Below are 17,647 nucleotides of genomic sequence, written 5' to 3'. Positions count from 1 at the left end.
TAGTTAAGCCCGCGGATGCGCCTTGTCATAAATATTTTTCAGCCTGTCGGTAGTAAGATGGGTATAGATTTGGGTTGTGGCAAGGTTTACATGCCCCAGGAGTTCCTGCACGCTTCTTAAATCTGCCCCGCGGTTTAAAAGGTGCGTGGCGAAAGAATGCCGGATAGTATGCGGCGAGACCCCGTGTTTTAAACCCGATGCCTTGATGTATTTTGCAACTATACTCCTTACTCCCCGCGTACTGATACGCTTGCCGTTTTTATTCAAGAATACGGCATCAAATTCTTTTTTTCTTTTATCTATATACTGCCTTATCGCAGACAACGCCTTATCACCAATAGGCACGATCCTCTCTTTTTTGCCTTTACCTTCGACTTTTACCACTCCGCTTATAAAATCAATATCATCGGTATCAAGCGAAACAAGCTCGCTGATCCTTATGCCTGTGCTATAGAAAGTCTCAAGTATGGCCCTGTCCCTTAAGCCTGATTCATCCTTTGCGACAGTCGCCTCTATAAGCCGGCTGGCCTCCTCTTCGGTAAGGAACTGGGGAAGGTGCTTTTCTATTTTAGGGCTGGAAAGACTGAGCATCGGGTTAGTTTTTATGAATCCGTCGCGGGTAAGAAATTTAAAGAAAGTCCTCAGGGTAGATAAATGCCTGCCTATGGACCTGTTGCCGAGGCTTGCATCTTTGAGTGTTGCAAGGTATTTCCTCAGAGTTATATAATCCACGCCTTCAACCGGAGATGACCCCAGGAAACTGAAGAAATGCTCCAGGTCGAGCTTATAATTCAAGAGCGTATGCGCAGAATAGTTCTTTTCGATCTCCAGATACCTGATGAATTTCTCGATATACCTTTGCATTCTCGGTTATTTTTCCTCGGGTAAAGTCCTCGAGGTAAACCTGCATTTAGGAAAATTGGAACAGCCGTAAAAAAATCCGCGCCTGGAACGGCGCTCAATAAGCTCGCCGCCGCATCCAGCTTCAGGGCATTTGACTCCGCTGGTTATCGATTTTGAACTCTTGCACTTGGGAAAATCGGAACAGCTTAAAAATTTGCCCCGTCTGCCCCATTTTACTATCATGGGTTTCCCGCAAGACTCGCATACCTGGTCCGTCTCTATGACTTCTTTCTTTATGTTCTTTTGTGCAAAATCTAAATTTGCCTTAAAGCTGGAATAAAATTGATTTAAGACATCAGCTCTCTTTAATTTTCCCTCTTCAATCTCATCCAGCTCTTCTTCCATGAGCGCGGTAAATTTAAGGTCCATGACCTTGGGAAAATACTCGATCAAGAGTTCAACTACTTTTGTCCCGAGTTCCGTAGGGTGGAAATAGCCTTTAATCCTGCGCACATAATCCCTGAGTATCAGGGTCTGGATAATCGGGGCATAAGTAGAGGGGCGGCCTATCCCGTCTTCTTCAAGCGCCTTTACCAAGGAACTGTCAGAAAACCTTGCCGGGGGCTTAGTAAAATGCTGGGAAGGGATTAATTTCTGCGGTTTTAGCACCTCGCCATTTTTTAATTCCGGTATTTTATTCTTCTGGCTTTCGCTGTTATCTTCTTCCTCTTCGTTATTGGCATATAATTTAAGGAAACCGTCAAATGTCAATACGCTTCCTGAAGCACTGAACAAATACTTTTCGCATTCAATGGCTGCCGTAGTCGTCAGGTATTTTGCCGGAGTCATCTGGCTGGATACAAAACGGTTATAGATAAGCTCGTATAGCTTGTATTGGTCGGGGGTCAGGAAATCCTTGAATGCATCCGGCGCGCTATCTATCATAGTCGGCCTTATTGCTTCATGCGCCTCCTGGGCGAGTTTCTTTACTTTGTAGGCATTAGGTTCTTTGGGAAGGTATTCGGCGCCGAACTTCTTTTGGATCATTCCCCTGACTTCCCTGATCGCTTCGGGAGCAACACGCGGAGAATCAGTACGCATGTATGTGATAAGGCCAACGGGTGAATCCCTGCCTATATCTATACCTTCATAAAGCTGCTGGGCCAGCATCATGGTGCGCGTAGCATTGAACCTGAATTTATTGAAGGCCTCCTGCTGAAGTGTGCTGGTGATAAAAGGGGCAAGGGGGTTCTTTTTCTTCTCGGTCTTCTTTATATCGCTGACGATAAAATCCCTTCCGGAGAGGTAGGCGACAATATCGTCTGCCTGCTTCTTATTTGCTATCTCCGCCTTCCTGTCATCGATTTTATCCAGTTTAGCCGTAAATATACCGTGGTCTGTGGACCGTTGACCGTCGGCTTTTTCTAGCTCCGCCTCTATCTCCCAATATTCTTTGGGAACGAAATTATTAATCTGGCGTTCACGCTCGATCAATATCCTTAAAGCCACAGATTGCACCCGGCCTGCGCTTAAGCCCCTGACTATTTTTTTCCACAATAACGGGCTCAGGAAATAACCGACCAGGCGGTCCAATATCCTCCTGCTTGCCTGGGCTTCGATCATATTCATGTCAAAATCCCGCGATTTACTAAATGCCTCTTTTATCGCAGACGGAGTTATCTCATGGAACACCAGGCGGAAAACCTTCTTGTTCTTAAATACCCTTTCCTTAAGGTGCCAACCGATAGCCTCCCCTTCGCGGTCAGGGTCAGTCGCAACATAAATATTGGATTTTTCCTTAGCGTCCTTCTTCAGGCTGGTTAAAACCTTGTTTCTTCCGCTTAAAACCGTGTATTCCGGAAGGAAACCATTCTCAATATCGACCCCAAGCTTCTTCTGCGGGAGGTCAATTACATGCCCCATCGAGGATACAACTGTAAATTTATCGCCAAGGATCTTGCCTATTGTCTTGGCCTTAGTGGGGGATTCAACTATTATCAGGTCTTTCTTACTCATAGTCTACTCTTGGTTGCTCCTGGCAAATATCCTGCCCGGAAGTTGTTTTATAAGCTTTTTAAGCTGCAGTTTAAAAAGCAAACCGAACACTTTGTTTATTTTAAAATCTGTCTTTGATACCAAATCGTCTATAAATATGCCTTTTTCATCTATAGCATCATATAGAACATTTTCTTCTTTATCCATGCGGTTTTTCGCCGGGTCAGAACTATCAATATTGCCGCAAGAAAATTCCAGGCCAAACTCCTGTAATATATCATTTATATCTGAAACCAGCTTTGCGCCCTGCTTTATCAGGCCATTGCTTCCGCAAGAATTAAACGAATCTATCTTGCCCGGAATAACAAATACATCCTTGCCCTGCTCCAGCGCAAAATCAGCGGTTATCAGCGCACCGCTTTTCAAAGAAGCCTCTACCACTAATACGCCCCGGGATAATCCGCTGATTATGCGGTTTCTCCTGGGAAAATTATATTTCAGCGGCAGCGTATCTATCGGGAATTCTGAAATAACAGAGCCGCTTGCAGATATCTTATCAACCAGTTCTTTATTTTCTTTGGGATAGATCTGGTTAAACCCGCTGCCCATGACTGCAACGGTACGGCCGCCTGCTTTTAACGCCGCCTTATGCGCTGTAGTATCTATACCTGATGCCATACCGGAGATTATAGTCAACCCGCAACAGGCAAGATCAAACGCGAACTTCTCCGAACATGATAAGCCGTACAAGCTTGCCTTACGGCTCCCCACAACGGCGATACCAGATGCATCTTCTTCTTTCAGGGCGCCCTTGCAATAAAGCACGATCGGGCATGAGTCTATGTTCAGCAGAGCTTTTGGGTAATCTGCATCTGCCAAAGTGATTATCTTAAGGCCGAGCCTTGCGGCCGTTGCCAATTCTTTATCCAGGTTATACGGGTTTAAATCCTTTATTTTCCTGCAAATCTCAGGGTTTATCCCTGATACCTGGCTCAGCTCTCCGGATGATGCCCGGAATATATCCTGAGGCTTGAAAAAATAATCCAGCAGCCTCTTTAATTTAACACCGCCGATACCGCTAACGAAATTCAGCGCAATTAAGGCTTCTCTTTCATCCATCCGGCCACCTTATCAGCCACCTCTTCGATAGACAGGGTTGATGTATCTACCTGCCTGGCTATCTGCGCGTAAAAAGGGGCGCGTATCTTCAGAAGCATATTGATCTTCTCCTTACGTTCTTCTACATTCAGCAATGGCCGGTTAACTGAGGCGGCTGTACGCTTCAGGATGACTTCAGGGCTTGCTTTAAGGCAGACGACCAACCCGGATTCGTTCATTATCTGGATATTCTCTTTATCTAATACTATCCCGCCTCCGCAGGCAACCACGAAATTACTTTCACGCGATATTTCCTTAAGCGCCTTTTTCTCTAACCTTCTAAAATGCGCCTCGCCGTATTTAGCGAAGATATCAGGGATACTTTTCTTTTCTTTTAATTCTATTAATTCATCCAGGTCTGCAAACCTGCATTTTCTCTTTTTAGCGATCAGCTTGCCCACGCTTGATTTACCCGTGCCCATAAAACCGACTAAATATAGGTTTTTCATAATTTTTATATAAAACCGGCTAGGGTTATTACGCAAGCATAACCTTAGCCATTTTACTTATTCCAAATATGCCTGCAATATCAGGTCATTAATTTGTTTTTGCGCCTCTTTTGTCTTAGGGCATATATTGCTGTACCAGCGGCCATCCTTACCCTGGTATTTCGGCATACTGACAAAAAAACCGTTTGCCCCTTCAACCACCCGCAGGCCTTTGATTGTTATTTCTCCAAAGCAAACATCCACAAAAGCCCGAAGTTTGCTCTGGCCCTGCACCTTCCTGATCTTTTCAACTTTAAGGTCTTTCGTATCCATAGGTATCACCCCCTTCAATATTAATAGACGAAGGAAGGTGATACTTTCTAACCTTGTTTAAGATATTCTTTTCAAATAATTCTTAAAGGCCAGTTTGATGTCGCCAAGGTTATCATTGCCAAACTTCTCTAATAAAGCATCCGCCAGGACAAAAGCGCACGCTGATTCAGCCACTACGCCCGCAGCCTGAACAACACAGGTATCAGTCCGTTCGACGCTGGCTTTGGATGCCTTGCTAGTCATAATGTTAACGGAATCAAGCGGCCGCATTAATGTAGATATGGGTTTCATGCAGGCGCGCATAATTATGTCCTCGCCATTAGATATCCCGCCTTCAATGCCGCCGGCATTATTGGTCTTCCTCACGTAACCTTTTTGCCTGCTGAAGTAAATTGCGTCATGGACTTCTGAGCCTTTTTTCTGCGCATAGCCAAACCCTAAACCTATCTCAACTCCTTTTATGCCCGGTATAGCCATGACTTCTTTTGCCAGGCGGCTATCAAGCCTTCTGTCAGCATGGGCATAGCTGCCTAAACCCACAGGCACCGACTCTGCCCTGACTTCAAAAATACCTCCGACAGTATCCTTCTCTTTCATGGCCTCGATGATTTTCCCTTTTATTTTTGCTGCGGAAGTTGAGCCGGCCACAGAAAGTACCCGGCTTGAAATCTTTATACGGAATTCATTTAGCAGCAATTTAGAGATCGCGCCGATTGCAACGACCGAAACCGTGCTCCTTGCTGAAGCGCGCTCAAGCACCTGGCGTATATCGCTAAAGCCGTATTTAAGGAAACCGGCTAAGTCGGCATGCCCCGGACGCGGCGCAAGCACTTTATGCAGGCGCTCGATACTGTCATCCCTGTTCTTTATTGCCAGGGTTATCGGGCTGCCAAGTGTAACGTTATTCTTTATCCCGGAGAGGATATCCGCACGGTCGCATTCTATCTTCATGCGTTTTCCTCTGCCAAAACCGGACTGGCGCCTTTTCAGTTCCGAGTTTAAAAAAGCAGTATTTATCTTTAAGCCTGCGGGCATCCCTTCCAGAACAGCGGTTATTGCCTTGCCATGAGATTCTCCGGCAGTTAAATATCTGAGCATTTTATCCTCCTCTATCAGGCCGCCAATAACCTGCGGCGGGTCTTTGATTAATCTTTGCTTCCGGCATCGCGTTTTTTCAGAAGCTCGCTTAAAAACACAGCGAGCTTATGCCTGTCATCCTTGGTCATAAAATTATAAAAACCCGCGATACCGTAGTGCCAGGAAGGCGAAACGTTATCGGGGTTATCATCGCCTTTCTTCCTCTCCACCCTGACAACCTGGACGACAGAATGAAGCACTTCATCCTGCATTTGTATCTTACAAACAATATTGGTATAAAGATTCGTATCTATGGGCAGAAATGAATCGCATGTAAAATATACCCCATAATAACTAATATTGCGCACCACGGCTTTGTATTCTTTGCCCTCAAGAAAATACAACAGGCTTAATCCATCTACATCTATCCTTATATCCCTGCGCCTTTCCACCCCGGCATAGCTTTTTGTCTGTATAAAAGAATGAACGATATTCTCGCGGAGAAGGTCTTTTCTCTCCATGCTTGCCTCTTCGGATTCATTCATATTTTTGCCGTAATATTTATCTATAGCCTTATATAGCTCGCTGTATGTGCTTATAAATACTTTTATTTCACAGTTGGTAATATGTTTAAGCATCTCTATAACCCCGTCATTCAAAGGATCAGCCATCGTCACAGTGAGGGCATTGCCGATTTTGTCTATCGGCATAAGGCAATATATGCGTATGATCTTAAGAGGCAGTATATTTAAGACCTTATCCGGGATGCTGTAATTTTCAAGAGGCAGATAGGCAAAACCGTATTGGCTTGCCAGGCAATTTGCGACGTCAAATTCAGTTACATATCCAAGTCCGATCAGGTGCTGGCTTATGTAGCCGCCTTTTTCCTTTTGCACCCTAAGCGCTACCTGCAGGTTTTCCTGGCTGATGATGCCCCTTTCAATTAAAAGCTCACCCATTTTTTTGCTTATTACTCTTATCGGGCTCATTCTTCCCTCCAGAGGCCTACTTGCTTTTCGCGGGCTTGACGATACAGCTGCAGGAACATATCAGCAAATTTTACATTAGGCGGTATTGTTAATAAAGAGGCGTAGCCCTGCCTGACTATCTCGGCATTTACAAATGTGCCATCATGCAGGTAAACATAAGCAAGCAGCCGGCCGTACCTGTCTTTTCTCTCAACATCAAACTCAAGCCTGGCCATTTTGCCTTCAATAAGTTTCTTTGTAAATTCGTACGACTTTCTTCCCATGTTTTTTATTGCTTCTACATCCTGGCTATTTTTCTTGCTGTCACGATAAAGTTTTCTTGATTCGTGTATTTCCGGAGTATCAATGCCTATCATACGTACCCTTTGGCCGTCCTCAAGCAGCAAGGTATCTCCGTCAATAACTCTTTTTACGAGTATGTTGTTATAATCATAACCTTTGCCGACGGGAAAAGAAATCTTTGCTTCTTCGGCATAAGAAATACTGCTCTCTAGAAAAACACAAATAGCTCCGGCAACCAACGTCAGAACTATTAAAGTTATTTTATAGATACGCATTTTCACCCGCTAAAGTGCTGCTGCTACTGTCTCAGCCAATACCACAATGTCTTCTATGCAGAAAATATCGGTAATACTCGCGTCAAAAAGGAGATTTGCCTCTGCCTCAAACTCTTCGTCCTGGCGCCATAACTCTATCAAGACAGGAACACCCTCAAAAACCTCAACCTCAAAAGCCACATCTGCCTTATTAACCATTCTGGCTTTGAAGCGCTTAATCGAATCAGAAATTCCTTCCGGGTTCCTGCCGTATTTCCTTATTAACGGCTTAAGCACCCTGTTCCTGAATGTATCGTGATAGCCTTCGATCAAGGCTATCTCTCTGAAATTCTTCCAGTTACCGCTTAATAAAGGCAAACCTGATATTTTTTTCTTCAAATAATGCAGGATAAGTATTGTCCTATAGTCTTTCGTTTTTACGTTACAAGCCAAAGACAGGATTACCCTGTTTTCTGTATCAACCGAATACTCATCACCAAGAAATTTTACCGATAAATTCTTGGTAACATTAAGGTTAGCAATATCTAGCCATGCCTTATTCAGCGCCACCTCATAACTCATGCCCCTTATTCTACTATTTAATAATAGATAAATCAATGTTTTTAGAATATAATAAGTGAGCGCACAATTTACGGAGGCGCCAAAGGCGGCGAACGTAAATTGTATGCGCGAACTTATCCCGGGATTATAGCTGTGGGATTTGTGAGGTCATAACTTACGGATACGCCGTAGGCGTAGAACGTAAGTTATAGGACCGAACTTATCCCGGGATTATAGCTGTGGGATAGGTTAGTTCATAGTTGATGGTTCATAGTTCATGGTTAAAAGTAACTAAAGAAAGAATGGTGGGGGGTCCAAATTTATTGTTCCTTCACGCCATAGTCTCTACAAATAACTTTGTAAACGAACTGATGAATAAAGAAAACATTAGAACAAACCGGCTCTTAGCCGTAAAATCAGGACTTTGGGGAGCTGTAAAAAGCTTCGCAAAAAGGGTCCCGCTATGGGGGGATTTGGTAGAAGGATTAGAAAAATGTCAAGATTCCATAAAAGAACAAACTCGAATTCAAATGTTGGGGCATCTTGAAAATAGAATTAATAACCTTAATGACGAATTCAAAAATAAACTGCAGGAATATTTTAATACACAAGAAGGACAGTTGTTTTGTATTAAAATAATGGAGACAGCATTAAACGCAGAATATATGGACAAGCAAGAAATATTTGTTAATGCCCTATTTAATGCTTCCGATAGGAATGTTTCAGAAGATGAAAAATTACGATTTATTGATTTAATTAGGCATTTAAGCAAGGTGGCATTAAATGTACTATATGCTATTTATGAAAAGTATGATAAACAATTAGAGAGTACAATTTCATTACCGCAGATTATAATAAGAGATGTCGTAACAGAAACACATCAGAAATTCCAATACTCCCCTGAATTAACTGATTCAGCGGTAAGGGAACTTAGAAATATAGGCTTGTTTTCAAATGTTCTATATTGGAATAAGTCTTCAAGCCGTATCTCCGAGGGTCAATATGTTAATGACACTTCATTCTTTTACACGCTCTATACAAGAAGATTTATTAAATTTATAAAACAAATTCAATAACTGTACTCCATGAACCGTGAACCATGAACTAATCTGTGCTCTGCGAACTGTGCACTGTGAACTAATCTATGAACTATGAACCATGAACTAATACTATGATATATGACCGGTTTCAAGAAGAAGCTATAAATTACATAAATCAGGGCTATTCTGTAATAGTCTCGGCTCCAACAGGCGCAGGCAAAACAGCAATAGCAGAGCATGTAATAAGCGAGTCCATAAAATTAAATACCGGCGTAATTTATACCGCACCGATAAAAGCGCTCTCTAACCAGAAATTCCGCGATTTCTACGATAACTTTTCAGAAAAAATAGGGATACTTACCGGCGATGTATCCATTAACCCGGATGCCCCTGTGCTTATAATGACCACGGAGATCCTGCGCAATAAGATACTTGAGGAGCCGCTAAGCCTGAAAAAATATTCCTGGGTGATCTTTGATGAGATACACTACATTGATAACCCTGAACGCGGCACAGTCTGGGAAGAATCGTTGATTTTTATGCCCGAACATTTAAATCTCCTGGGCCTATCAGCCACTATACCAAATATAAAATTCTTTGCCCAATGGATAGAAACAATACGCAAAAAACCGACCAAGATGGTCATTGAGGAAAAACGCCCCGTCCCCCTGCATTTTTTCTTCCAATCGAATAATGAGATACTGGACAACATCAATAAGATCAGGAGGACGAAGAATCCGCGCCCAAACAAATTTAATGCTTTGATAAATTACGTAAAGCAAAAAGACGGCCTGCCCGGAATTTATTTTGTATTCGGCAGGCGCAGGGCCGAAGAGCTTGCCTTTGAATTATCAGGGTACAATTTCCTGAGCTCGCAGGAGAAAGAAAAAATCATTGCTCTTTTTAATTTGCTCTGTGAAAAATTCAGCCTGACACACGAAAAATCCGCCCAGGCAATATTTACCCTTGTACAAAAAGGTATCGCCTACCATCATGCTGGCATGCTGCCAACCTTAAAAGAAGTGATTGAAAGGCTTTTTACCAGCAGGCTTTTAAAAATAATATTTACCACCGAGACCTTTGCCCTGGGGATAAATATGCCCAGCCGCAGCGTTATGTTCGACGACCTGCGCAAATACTACGGCAGGTTCTTCAGGAACTTAAAAACCAGGGATTTTTACCAGATGGCGGGCCGCGCAGGAAGAAGAGGAATAGATAAAGAGGGTTTTGTCTACTGCCGCGTAAATCCTAACAGGATATCACCCGAAGATACGAAGCGCATCATTTACGGCAGGCCTGAAGAAGTAAGGAGCCAGCTGAATAATTCCTACGCTACCATATTAAACCTTTACGAAAGATATAAAGACGAAGTCCACAGGGTATACCCGCTTTCATTCCATTATTTTCAATCCAAAAGCCATGACCAAAGAGAGGCGTTAAGGCTGATAGACGCAAAGATAAAATTGCTTAAGGATATGGGCTATATCTACGACGGCCATCTCACGGAAAAAGGGAAATTTGCTAAGTCTGTATACGGGTATGAATTGGTGCTTTCTGAATTATTTGAGGAGCAGGTCCTTGAGCAACTGGATGAATTTGGCTTAGGGATCATTGCCGCGGGAGTTGTATTTGAGCCGAGGAAAAACCAGCATATCCTTACTTTATCAAAAAACACTAAAAGGATAAGGCATATATGCGAAGATATCTTTGAGAAGATAAAAGAAAAAGAACGCCGTTATAGAATCTATCCCGTAAGCAAACAGCCATTCTTTCACTTAAGCGCCTGCATGGAAGCCTGGTTAAGAGGAACTAACTTTAACAAAACCCTCCAGATGACCGATACCGACGAAGGAGAAGTTATACGCTATTTCAGGATGAGCGTACAGGTGTTGAGAGAAATAGCCACCTGCCCTATTTCACATGTCTTAAAAGAAAAAATCCATGAAACAATACGCGTGATCAACCGTGATATTGTGGATGCGGAAAAACAACTGCGGGAAGGTTAAAACTCAACAAGTTCTCCCAGCTTTATATTATGCCTTCTTACAAATCCCGACTCTACCTCAAGTATGAATTGCACCTCTCTATCCGAAACCAGTAATGCGCAATCATCGGTGCAGGGCTGAACATCAGAAACAACATCAACTATCCTATGGTCCTTATCTATCCAGATTATATCTAACGGAAAACGCATGTTTTTCATCCAAAATGACGGACGCACATTTTTTTCATAAACAAAGAGCATGCCTGCATCCCCGCCTAAACCCTTCCGGAACATTAAACCCCTGGTTCTTTTGCCTTCTGTATCCGCAATTTCAGCCGATATACAGGCATTCTTTATACAGACTTTCTTGTGCGTGTTTTTAGCACAGCCAAGACTTGAAATCATACAGGCTGAAAAGAAAATTATGCCGCTGAAAAACAAGCTTCTTATTTTGCTCTCCTTGCTTTTATATAATCCTCGATTATCCTGCCGTGGTCAAAAGCAAAATCAAACTTTTTTATATCTTTTAAAGGAATGACTTTGAGCCCCTTTGCATCATCACCGGCGCGCGGGTTTCCTTTAGCCTTAGCGATAAAAACAGTCCCTATGGTATGAAAACGCGGATCTCTGTCAGGGTCTGAATAAGTCCTGAATTGTTTCAGCTGGGTAATCTCCATATTCGTCTCTTCTTTTGCTTCCCTGATAACCGCGTCTTCAAGGCTCTCTCCATAATCAACGAAACCTCCGGGAAGCGCCCAGCCGAACGGCGGGTTGCTCCTCTGGATAATTACGATAGAATCATCTATTTCTATTATCGCGTCAACAGTTATATATGGCCCCTGCCCTAAATTATTAACAACATAATCAAGGTAGCCGGATACGCCTTTATTAAATACTGAATAGTCCTCATCATTATAAGCGCAGAAAATTATCTGGCGCAGCGAGGTATTCTCCTGCCTGATATGCTTAAGCGCTTCCTGGGCCATTATCTTGGCGCAAGCTAACAGCGGAAAGCCCCCCACCCCGCAGCCTAATGCGGGAAAAGCGATTGATTCAATTTTCATTTCAGCTGCAAGTTTAAGGGAATTCCTGCAAGAGGAACGGATTATCTGTTCGTTTGTTTTAAAATCCAGACCCATAGTAGCAGCGTGAATAACATACTTAGCGTCAAGAGCTCCTGCGGAAGTAGCTATAGCCTGGCCTATTTCGATAGGACCGAGGCTTACTGCCTCTTTTTCAATATCTACGCCGCCTCTCCTCTTTATAGCTGCAGCAACTCCGCCTCCCATGACCAGCTTATTATTTGCTGCGTTTACTATTGCATCTACTTTTAACCGGGTAATGTCCGCCTTTACAACTTCAACCTTCGTATTCTTGATTAATATCATGCTGTTTCCTTTAATAACCTATGAAAGTTTCGGTCTTTAAATTCCGGCTGTCGCAACCCATCTCCAGGCAAAGGTTTTTCATCGCCGTGACCATGCCGCCCGGGCCAAAAACAAATATCTTCCTTTCCCTGAAATCCGTAAGCTTCTGATAGATCATATTTTTATTGATAAAGCCGTATAAGCATTTATTATCTTTCGGGAAGCAATCGGTTATAGTGTAAAATATCTTGATATTATGATTTTTATTCTGGAAAGAATCAAGCTCCGGCTTAAAAGCGATCTCATCCTCGGTACGGTTAGAATAAAAAAGCACCGTATCAATACTCATCTTCTTCTCGCATATATAATCGATCATAGATACTACCGGAGTTATGCCTATCCCGCCGGTTAAAAAAGCAATTTTTTTGTAATCCTCCTTAAGGACACACTGGCCGAAAGGGCCGCTAAAATTTATCTGATCGTTAATCTTAAGGCCAAAAAGTTTTTTTGAGAAAGCACTATCTGTTATCCTTTTTGTGAATTCAATATACGGCCTTAATGGGGATGAAGAAAAAGACAAATATTTATTCATATCTTTATTCTCAATGTTTGACTCGTCAAAGACAACCCGTAAAAACTGGCCCGGGATAAACTCTATGCCTGTATCCGGCTTTACCCTGAAGGATACTACTGACGGGGTCCTTTGGATACGCTGTATAAGCCTGCCCTTTAGCAATACCATATTATCTCCTCAAAAATTTTTTTACCTCATCAATTGCCTGCTGCCTGGTTTTTATTTTGCCGATTGCCTGGAGCTCTTCAATATGAGATAAGATATCTGCAAAAAGCGGAGAGGGCTCAAGCTTAAAAACGCTTATCAGGTCATCGCCGTTTAAGATTCTTACCGGCTTTTCCTGCTTTTGCCTGTTAAAAAATTCTCTCAACAGCTTGCGGCATACTTCTTCGTGCCTCCTGCGCGACTCTTCCGAAGTAAGCCTGCCACGGGTAGACCTCTGGTCAGCCATGGATAACAATAATACCGATGCTGCTTCGTTCTGGGTATCCCTAAAATAACGGAAAATCGCACGCGCAGTGACAACCTGCTGGTCAGCCAGGTATCCAGGCCTTAAATGCCAGAATATTATGCGTTTTAAAATGTCCGTTTCCTCATTAGAAAGCCTTATTCTTCTGGCTATTGCTTCAGCCATATCCCTGCCGATACGCTCATGGCCGTAAAACTTTATTCTATTGCCTTTCCTGCGTTTTGCCTCAGGCTTGCCCAGGTCATGGAGAAATGATGCGAGTTTCAATAAGGCGTATCTTGACCTCTGTGAACTAAAATTCTGAAATAAATATTCTTTTACCTGCCTGCTGGTAATCTTACCGGCCAGCGCTTCAAACTGGCGCAGAGTCTCAAAACTGTGTTTTAACACATCCAAATGATGGTAAGGACCCTGGCTTACCCCACGCATCAACTCAATTTCAGGGAAAACCTTAGAAAGAATCCTTAATTTATCCAATTCAGTGAAAAATGCAAACGTATTATTACTTTCCAGTATTTTAAATAACTCATCTCTTATGCGCTCAGGGGAAGAAAAGTTAAGCTTTGCTTTCTTGAGCCTGACCATGCTGATAGTATCTTTCTCTATGTTAAAACCGAGGATGCATGCAAAACTGAATACCCTTAATATCCTTAAGGGGTCGTCGTCAAGAGAGGCGGGGTCTAAGACGCGGATCTTTTTCTTTCTTAAATCACCCAACCCACCGCTTGGGTCTATCAACATATCGGCTAAAGAACCGGAAGAAAACAGATCCTTCAGGTTTAGTGCGATACTGTTTATAGTAAGGTCGCGCTGAAGGAGGTCTTCTTCTATTGAGCCTGCGCGAAAATCAGAAAAATCTAAAGTATATACCCTCTTAGCCAGTTTCTTTACGATCCTGCATATACCATGTTCTTTGTCCAGGATGACTAAAGCTGCTTTCATATCCTTTGCCAATCCGCTGGCAAAATTTATAGAACCGTTTTTAAGACAAAAATCTATATCCGGGTTCGCTTTTTTACGTTTAAGGAACAGGTCCCTGATATAGCCTCCTACCAGGAAAACATCAATTTTACGCTTTTGCGATTCCCGGAGTACCTTCCTGAATAGTAAGGCATCTTCTTTATGTAAAAATGGGTTCGGCATCGGTTTGTATTACTGATTGTCTTTGTTAAAGATCTCCGATTTATTGATTATTTCGTCTTCGACGAAAATCGGAGCATGGGCTCTTACAGCAAGGGCGATACTGTCTGACGGGCGGCAATCGATAGTCTTAGTCTCTCCGGACTCAGCCTTAATGACTAATTTAGCGTGGAAAGTGTTTTCTTCCAGCTTATCTATTATTATCCTCTCGATGGTTGCATGAAGGTTCTGGATAGTAGAATGCAGCAGGTCATGAGTTAACGGCCTGGGAGGATTAAAACCGCTTATCTTAAGTTTTATGGCAGAGGCTTCATTAAGCCCTATAACTATGGGCAGGACTCTGGTGCCTGCTTTCTCTTTCAGGACAATAAGCTGGTCATGCCGCTTTTCATCAATTACAATCTTGTTCAGTTCCATCTCAACCATTAACGTTTCCTTTGCGATAATTTCTTTTTATTCTTGCCTGTCCCCAGCATATCCTGTAACTCCTGCATGAATTGCCCCACGTCCTTAAACTGCCTGTATACGGAAGCAAATCTTACATAAGCTACATCATCCAGTTTTTTGAGCCTTTCAATTACAAATTCTCCAATTCTGGCTGAAGGGACCTCGCGGTCAAATTTTTTCTGTATCGAGCGCTCCACCTCGGTAACTATATCTTCCATCTTCTCGATACTGATCGGCCTTTTTTCGCAGGCCTTCAAGACACCATTGAGTATTTTTTTTCTGTCAAACGGCTCGCGCCTGTCATCCTTTTTTATCACCATCAGGGAGACTTCTTCTACGTATTCATAAGTTGTAAAGCGCTTGCCGCATTTTAGGCATTCCCTCCTGCGCCTTATCGAAGATTCTTCTAAAGTCGCCCGTGAATCTACAACCTTATCTTCCTTAAAACCGCAATTTGGACAACGCATAAATTAGTTCATAGTTTATGGTTCATGGTTCATAGACACAGTTTTTCCCATCAACTATGAACTATGAACCGGCTTTACCTTCCTTACCTTCACCTTGGCCTTCTTTAAGAAGTCCTGTGCCATCTCATCAGGATAACCATCACTGATAACTATTTCTTTGATGCCGGCATTAATCAGCATTTTAGCGCAGATAATACAAGGCTGATTGGTCACATAAAGGGTGCTGTTTTGAGTGCTAATCCCATATAGTGCTGCCTGGACCAATACGTTCTGTTCGGCATGCAGGCCGCGGCATAGTTCATGGCGCTGGCCCGAGGGTATGCCGAGTTTTTCTCTCAAGCAACCCACATCCAGACAATGACTCAGGCCTGAAGGAGCGCCGTTATAACCGGTAGCCAGTATCCTCTTGCCTTTTACCAGGACTGCCCCAACCCGCCTCCTTAAACAAGTCGCCCTCTTGGAGACAAGGCTTGCGACTTCCATAAAATATTCGTCCCATGTCGGCCTGTAATGGATAAGTCTTTTTGTTTTCTTCATAACTATTTAGAATACAGCGGGAACTTTTTGGTTAAAGAAATGACTTCTTTCTTGATTCTATTCAATACAATCTTATCGCCTTTTGATTCTATGGCTTCGTAGATAAACTGTGCGATTTTTCGCATCTGCGGTTTTTTCATGCCGCGGGTAGTCACTGCCGGCGTACCTATCCTTATGCCGCTGGTCACAGCCGCACCCTTAGTATCAAAAGGTATCAGGTTCTTATTAACGGTGATACCGGCTTCCTCTAATATGTAAGAAGCATCTTTGCCGGTTACCCCTTTATTGCTAAGATCAACTAATAACAAGTGTGTATCTGTGCCTCCGGATACGATACGAAACCCGTTTTTTTGCAGAGCCAGCGCCAACTCCCTTGAATTATCAACTACATGTTTCTGGTAAGATTTAAATGCGGCAGTTGAGGCTTCCTTAAAGGCTACAGCCTTTGCAGCGATAACATGCATCAGCGGCCCTCCCTGTATCCCGGGGAATATCTCCATATCCATTTTCTTGGAAAATTCTTTACGGCACATTACAAATCCTCCCCTAGGGCCCCTAAGCGTTTTATGGGTGGTAGAGGTAACGAAATCCGCATACGGCACAGGCGATGGATGTATCCCTGCGGCTACAAGCCCGGCAATATGGGCCATATCCACAAAAAGATACGCACCGACTTCATCACAGATAGAACGGAACTTTACAAAATCTATTAGCCGCGGATAAGCAGATGCGCCGGCAAGTATCATGCGCGGTTTATGCTTTTTGGCTAAAGATAATATGTTATCGTAATCGAGCGATTCTGTCTGCCTGCTTACGCCATAGCCTATTACGTTATAAAACATGCCTGAAAAGTTATGCGGATGCCCGTGACTTAAATGCCCGCCGGCGGACAAATCCATGGCTAATACAGTATCGCCGAACTTCAAGGCGGCAAAATAAACTGCCATATTAGCCTGGGTCCCTGAATGGGCCTGCACATTTACATGCTCGCAGGAAAATAATTTCTTTGCCCTTTCTATCGCCAGCCTTTCAGCCTCGTCAACATGCTGGCAGCCGCCGTACCACCTGCGCCCCGGGTATCCTTCGGCATACTTATTCGTCAGAACAGAACCCTGCGCCTCTAAAACAGCGCAAGAGGTAAAATTCTCCGAGGCGATCAGCTCAAGGTTGTCCTTCTGCCTATTCTCTTCCTTAAATATTGCATCATATATCTCTGGGTCGGTATTTTTTAATGATCTTCCTTTTAACATAAACATTCTTTCCCTATATTATTGATAAGTTTTAACCTCTTTAAATGACGCCCTTTCATAAATTCTGTTTTAAGCCAGGCGCCTACCATTCTTTTAGCAAGCTCAGGCTTAACGAAAGCTGAGCCCATTACCAGGATATTGCTGTCATTATGCCGGCGGGACAATTTTGCGGCTAACGTATTATGGCAAAGGGCTGCCCTTACGCCCCTCAATCTGTTTGCCACAATGGAATTGCCTATGCCGGATTTACATATAAGTATGCCTCTTTTGTATTTCCCGCAAGATACCGCTTTTGCTACGGCAAGTGCAAAAACAGGGTAATCGCACCGCTCCTCTGAAAATGCACCTACGTCATTTACCTGAAAACCTTTCCTCAGCAAAAAAGATTTTATTTTTTCTTTAAGCAGGAACCCGGCGTGGTCAGAGCCTATTATTATTTTTTCTTTAAGCAT

The 17,647-nt window shown here is 43.1% G+C and carries 20 protein-coding genes; 2 read left to right on the top strand and 18 right to left on the bottom strand.

Translation table 11 applies throughout. The annotated features are described in order from the left end of the window. Positions 1-3: 3 nt before the first annotated feature. From xerC to C4533_01430, 9 genes are read right to left on the bottom strand one after another with little or no spacing between them, the layout of a single operon-like run. Complete coding sequence (gene xerC / locus C4533_01470; protein RJP29684.1) at positions 4-864, bottom strand: tyrosine recombinase XerC; 861 nt, start codon at positions 862-864, stop codon at positions 4-6. A gap of 6 nt (positions 865-870) precedes the next feature. Further along, positions 871-2,859, bottom strand: coding sequence for a type I DNA topoisomerase (gene topA, locus C4533_01465; GenBank protein RJP29683.1), 1,989 nt, complete (start codon positions 2,857-2,859; stop codon positions 871-873). A gap of 3 nt (positions 2,860-2,862) precedes the next feature. Further along, positions 2,863-3,957 carry a DNA-protecting protein DprA gene (gene dprA / locus C4533_01460; GenBank protein RJP29682.1) on the bottom strand — a complete coding sequence of 365 codons (1,095 nt, stop codon included), beginning with the start codon at positions 3,955-3,957 and terminating at the stop codon, positions 2,863-2,865. Then, a complete protein-coding gene (locus tag C4533_01455) occupies positions 3,936-4,445 on the bottom strand; it encodes a shikimate kinase (protein ID RJP29681.1) in 510 nt (169 codons plus the stop codon). Before C4533_01455 ends, dprA begins: the two co-directional genes overlap by 22 nt. A 57-nt stretch (positions 4,446-4,502) precedes the next feature. Next, the gene (locus C4533_01450) at positions 4,503-4,757 is read right to left on the bottom strand and encodes a septation protein spoVG (protein ID RJP29680.1); all 255 of its coding nucleotides are present in this window, start codon (positions 4,755-4,757) and stop codon (positions 4,503-4,505) included. 57 nt (positions 4,758-4,814) lie between these two features. Beyond that, positions 4,815-5,855: a chorismate synthase gene (locus C4533_01445; GenBank protein RJP29679.1), complete on the bottom strand. Its 1,041-nt coding sequence runs from the start codon at positions 5,853-5,855 to the stop codon at positions 4,815-4,817. A 47-nt stretch (positions 5,856-5,902) separates the two neighbouring features. Continuing rightward, positions 5,903-6,823, bottom strand: coding sequence for a hypothetical protein (locus C4533_01440; GenBank protein ID RJP29678.1), 921 nt, complete (start codon positions 6,821-6,823; stop codon positions 5,903-5,905). Continuing rightward, positions 6,820-7,380, bottom strand: coding sequence for a hypothetical protein (locus tag C4533_01435; protein RJP29677.1), 561 nt, complete (start codon positions 7,378-7,380; stop codon positions 6,820-6,822). The genes C4533_01440 and C4533_01435 overlap by 4 nt, the downstream gene beginning before the upstream one ends. 9 nt (positions 7,381-7,389) lie before the next feature. Beyond that, on the bottom strand, positions 7,390-7,941 hold the full coding sequence (locus C4533_01430; protein RJP29676.1) for a DUF3786 domain-containing protein: 552 nt from the start codon (positions 7,939-7,941) through the stop codon (positions 7,390-7,392). Positions 7,942-8,183: 242 nt separating this feature from the next. Here C4533_01430 and C4533_01425 point away from each other — a divergent pair, with 242 nt between their 5' ends. Beyond that, positions 8,184-8,996: a hypothetical protein gene (locus tag C4533_01425; GenBank protein RJP29675.1), complete on the top strand. Its 813-nt coding sequence runs from the start codon at positions 8,184-8,186 to the stop codon at positions 8,994-8,996. Between the two features lie 95 nt (positions 8,997-9,091). Next, complete coding sequence (locus tag C4533_01420) at positions 9,092-10,966, top strand: DEAD/DEAH box helicase (protein RJP29674.1); 1,875 nt, start codon at positions 9,092-9,094, stop codon at positions 10,964-10,966. On the opposite strand, the gene C4533_01415 is transcribed toward C4533_01420, so the two are convergent. The 9 genes from C4533_01415 to rpiB form a co-directional block, all read right to left on the bottom strand. After that, positions 10,963-11,385, bottom strand: a complete 423-nt coding sequence (locus C4533_01415) for a DUF192 domain-containing protein (protein RJP29673.1) — start codon at positions 11,383-11,385, stop codon at positions 10,963-10,965. The two genes, C4533_01420 and C4533_01415, sit on opposite strands and share 4 nt — an antisense overlap. 5 nt (positions 11,386-11,390) lie before the next feature. Beyond that, positions 11,391-11,930 carry an NUDIX domain-containing protein gene (locus C4533_01410; protein ID RJP29849.1) on the bottom strand — a complete coding sequence of 180 codons (540 nt, stop codon included), beginning with the start codon at positions 11,928-11,930 and terminating at the stop codon, positions 11,391-11,393. Between the two features lie 412 nt (positions 11,931-12,342). Continuing rightward, positions 12,343-13,053, bottom strand: a complete 711-nt coding sequence (locus tag C4533_01405) for an FAD-dependent oxidoreductase (protein ID RJP29672.1) — start codon at positions 13,051-13,053, stop codon at positions 12,343-12,345. 1 nt (position 13,054) lies between these two features. Next, positions 13,055-14,497 (bottom strand): HD domain-containing protein, encoded by a 1,443-nt coding sequence (locus C4533_01400; GenBank protein RJP29671.1) that lies wholly within the window; start codon positions 14,495-14,497, stop codon positions 13,055-13,057. A 9-nt stretch (positions 14,498-14,506) separates the two neighbouring features. Then, the gene (locus C4533_01395) at positions 14,507-14,920 is read right to left on the bottom strand and encodes a bifunctional nuclease family protein (GenBank protein ID RJP29670.1); all 414 of its coding nucleotides are present in this window, start codon (positions 14,918-14,920) and stop codon (positions 14,507-14,509) included. Beyond that, positions 14,920-15,408 carry a transcriptional repressor NrdR gene (nrdR, locus tag C4533_01390; GenBank protein ID RJP29669.1) on the bottom strand — a complete coding sequence of 163 codons (489 nt, stop codon included), beginning with the start codon at positions 15,406-15,408 and terminating at the stop codon, positions 14,920-14,922. Before nrdR ends, C4533_01395 begins: the two co-directional genes overlap by 1 nt. A gap of 54 nt (positions 15,409-15,462) precedes the next feature. Further along, entirely contained in the window at positions 15,463-15,945 is a 483-nt protein-coding gene (locus C4533_01385; GenBank protein ID RJP29668.1) for a cytidine deaminase, read from the bottom strand. 2 nt (positions 15,946-15,947) lie between these two features. After that, positions 15,948-17,195, bottom strand: a complete 1,248-nt coding sequence (locus tag C4533_01380; GenBank protein RJP29848.1) for a serine hydroxymethyltransferase — start codon at positions 17,193-17,195, stop codon at positions 15,948-15,950. After that, complete coding sequence (gene rpiB, locus C4533_01375) at positions 17,189-17,647, bottom strand: ribose 5-phosphate isomerase B (protein RJP29667.1); 459 nt, start codon at positions 17,645-17,647, stop codon at positions 17,189-17,191. Before rpiB ends, C4533_01380 begins: the two co-directional genes overlap by 7 nt.

This window comes from Candidatus Omnitrophota bacterium, from assembly GCA_003598025.1.
In the GTDB taxonomy this organism is placed as follows: Bacteria; Omnitrophota; Gorgyraeia; order Gygaellales; family Profunditerraquicolaceae; genus Profunditerraquicola.
The sequence above is the reverse complement of the archived record's forward strand: the minus strand, read 5'-3'. Positions and strand labels throughout refer to the sequence as shown.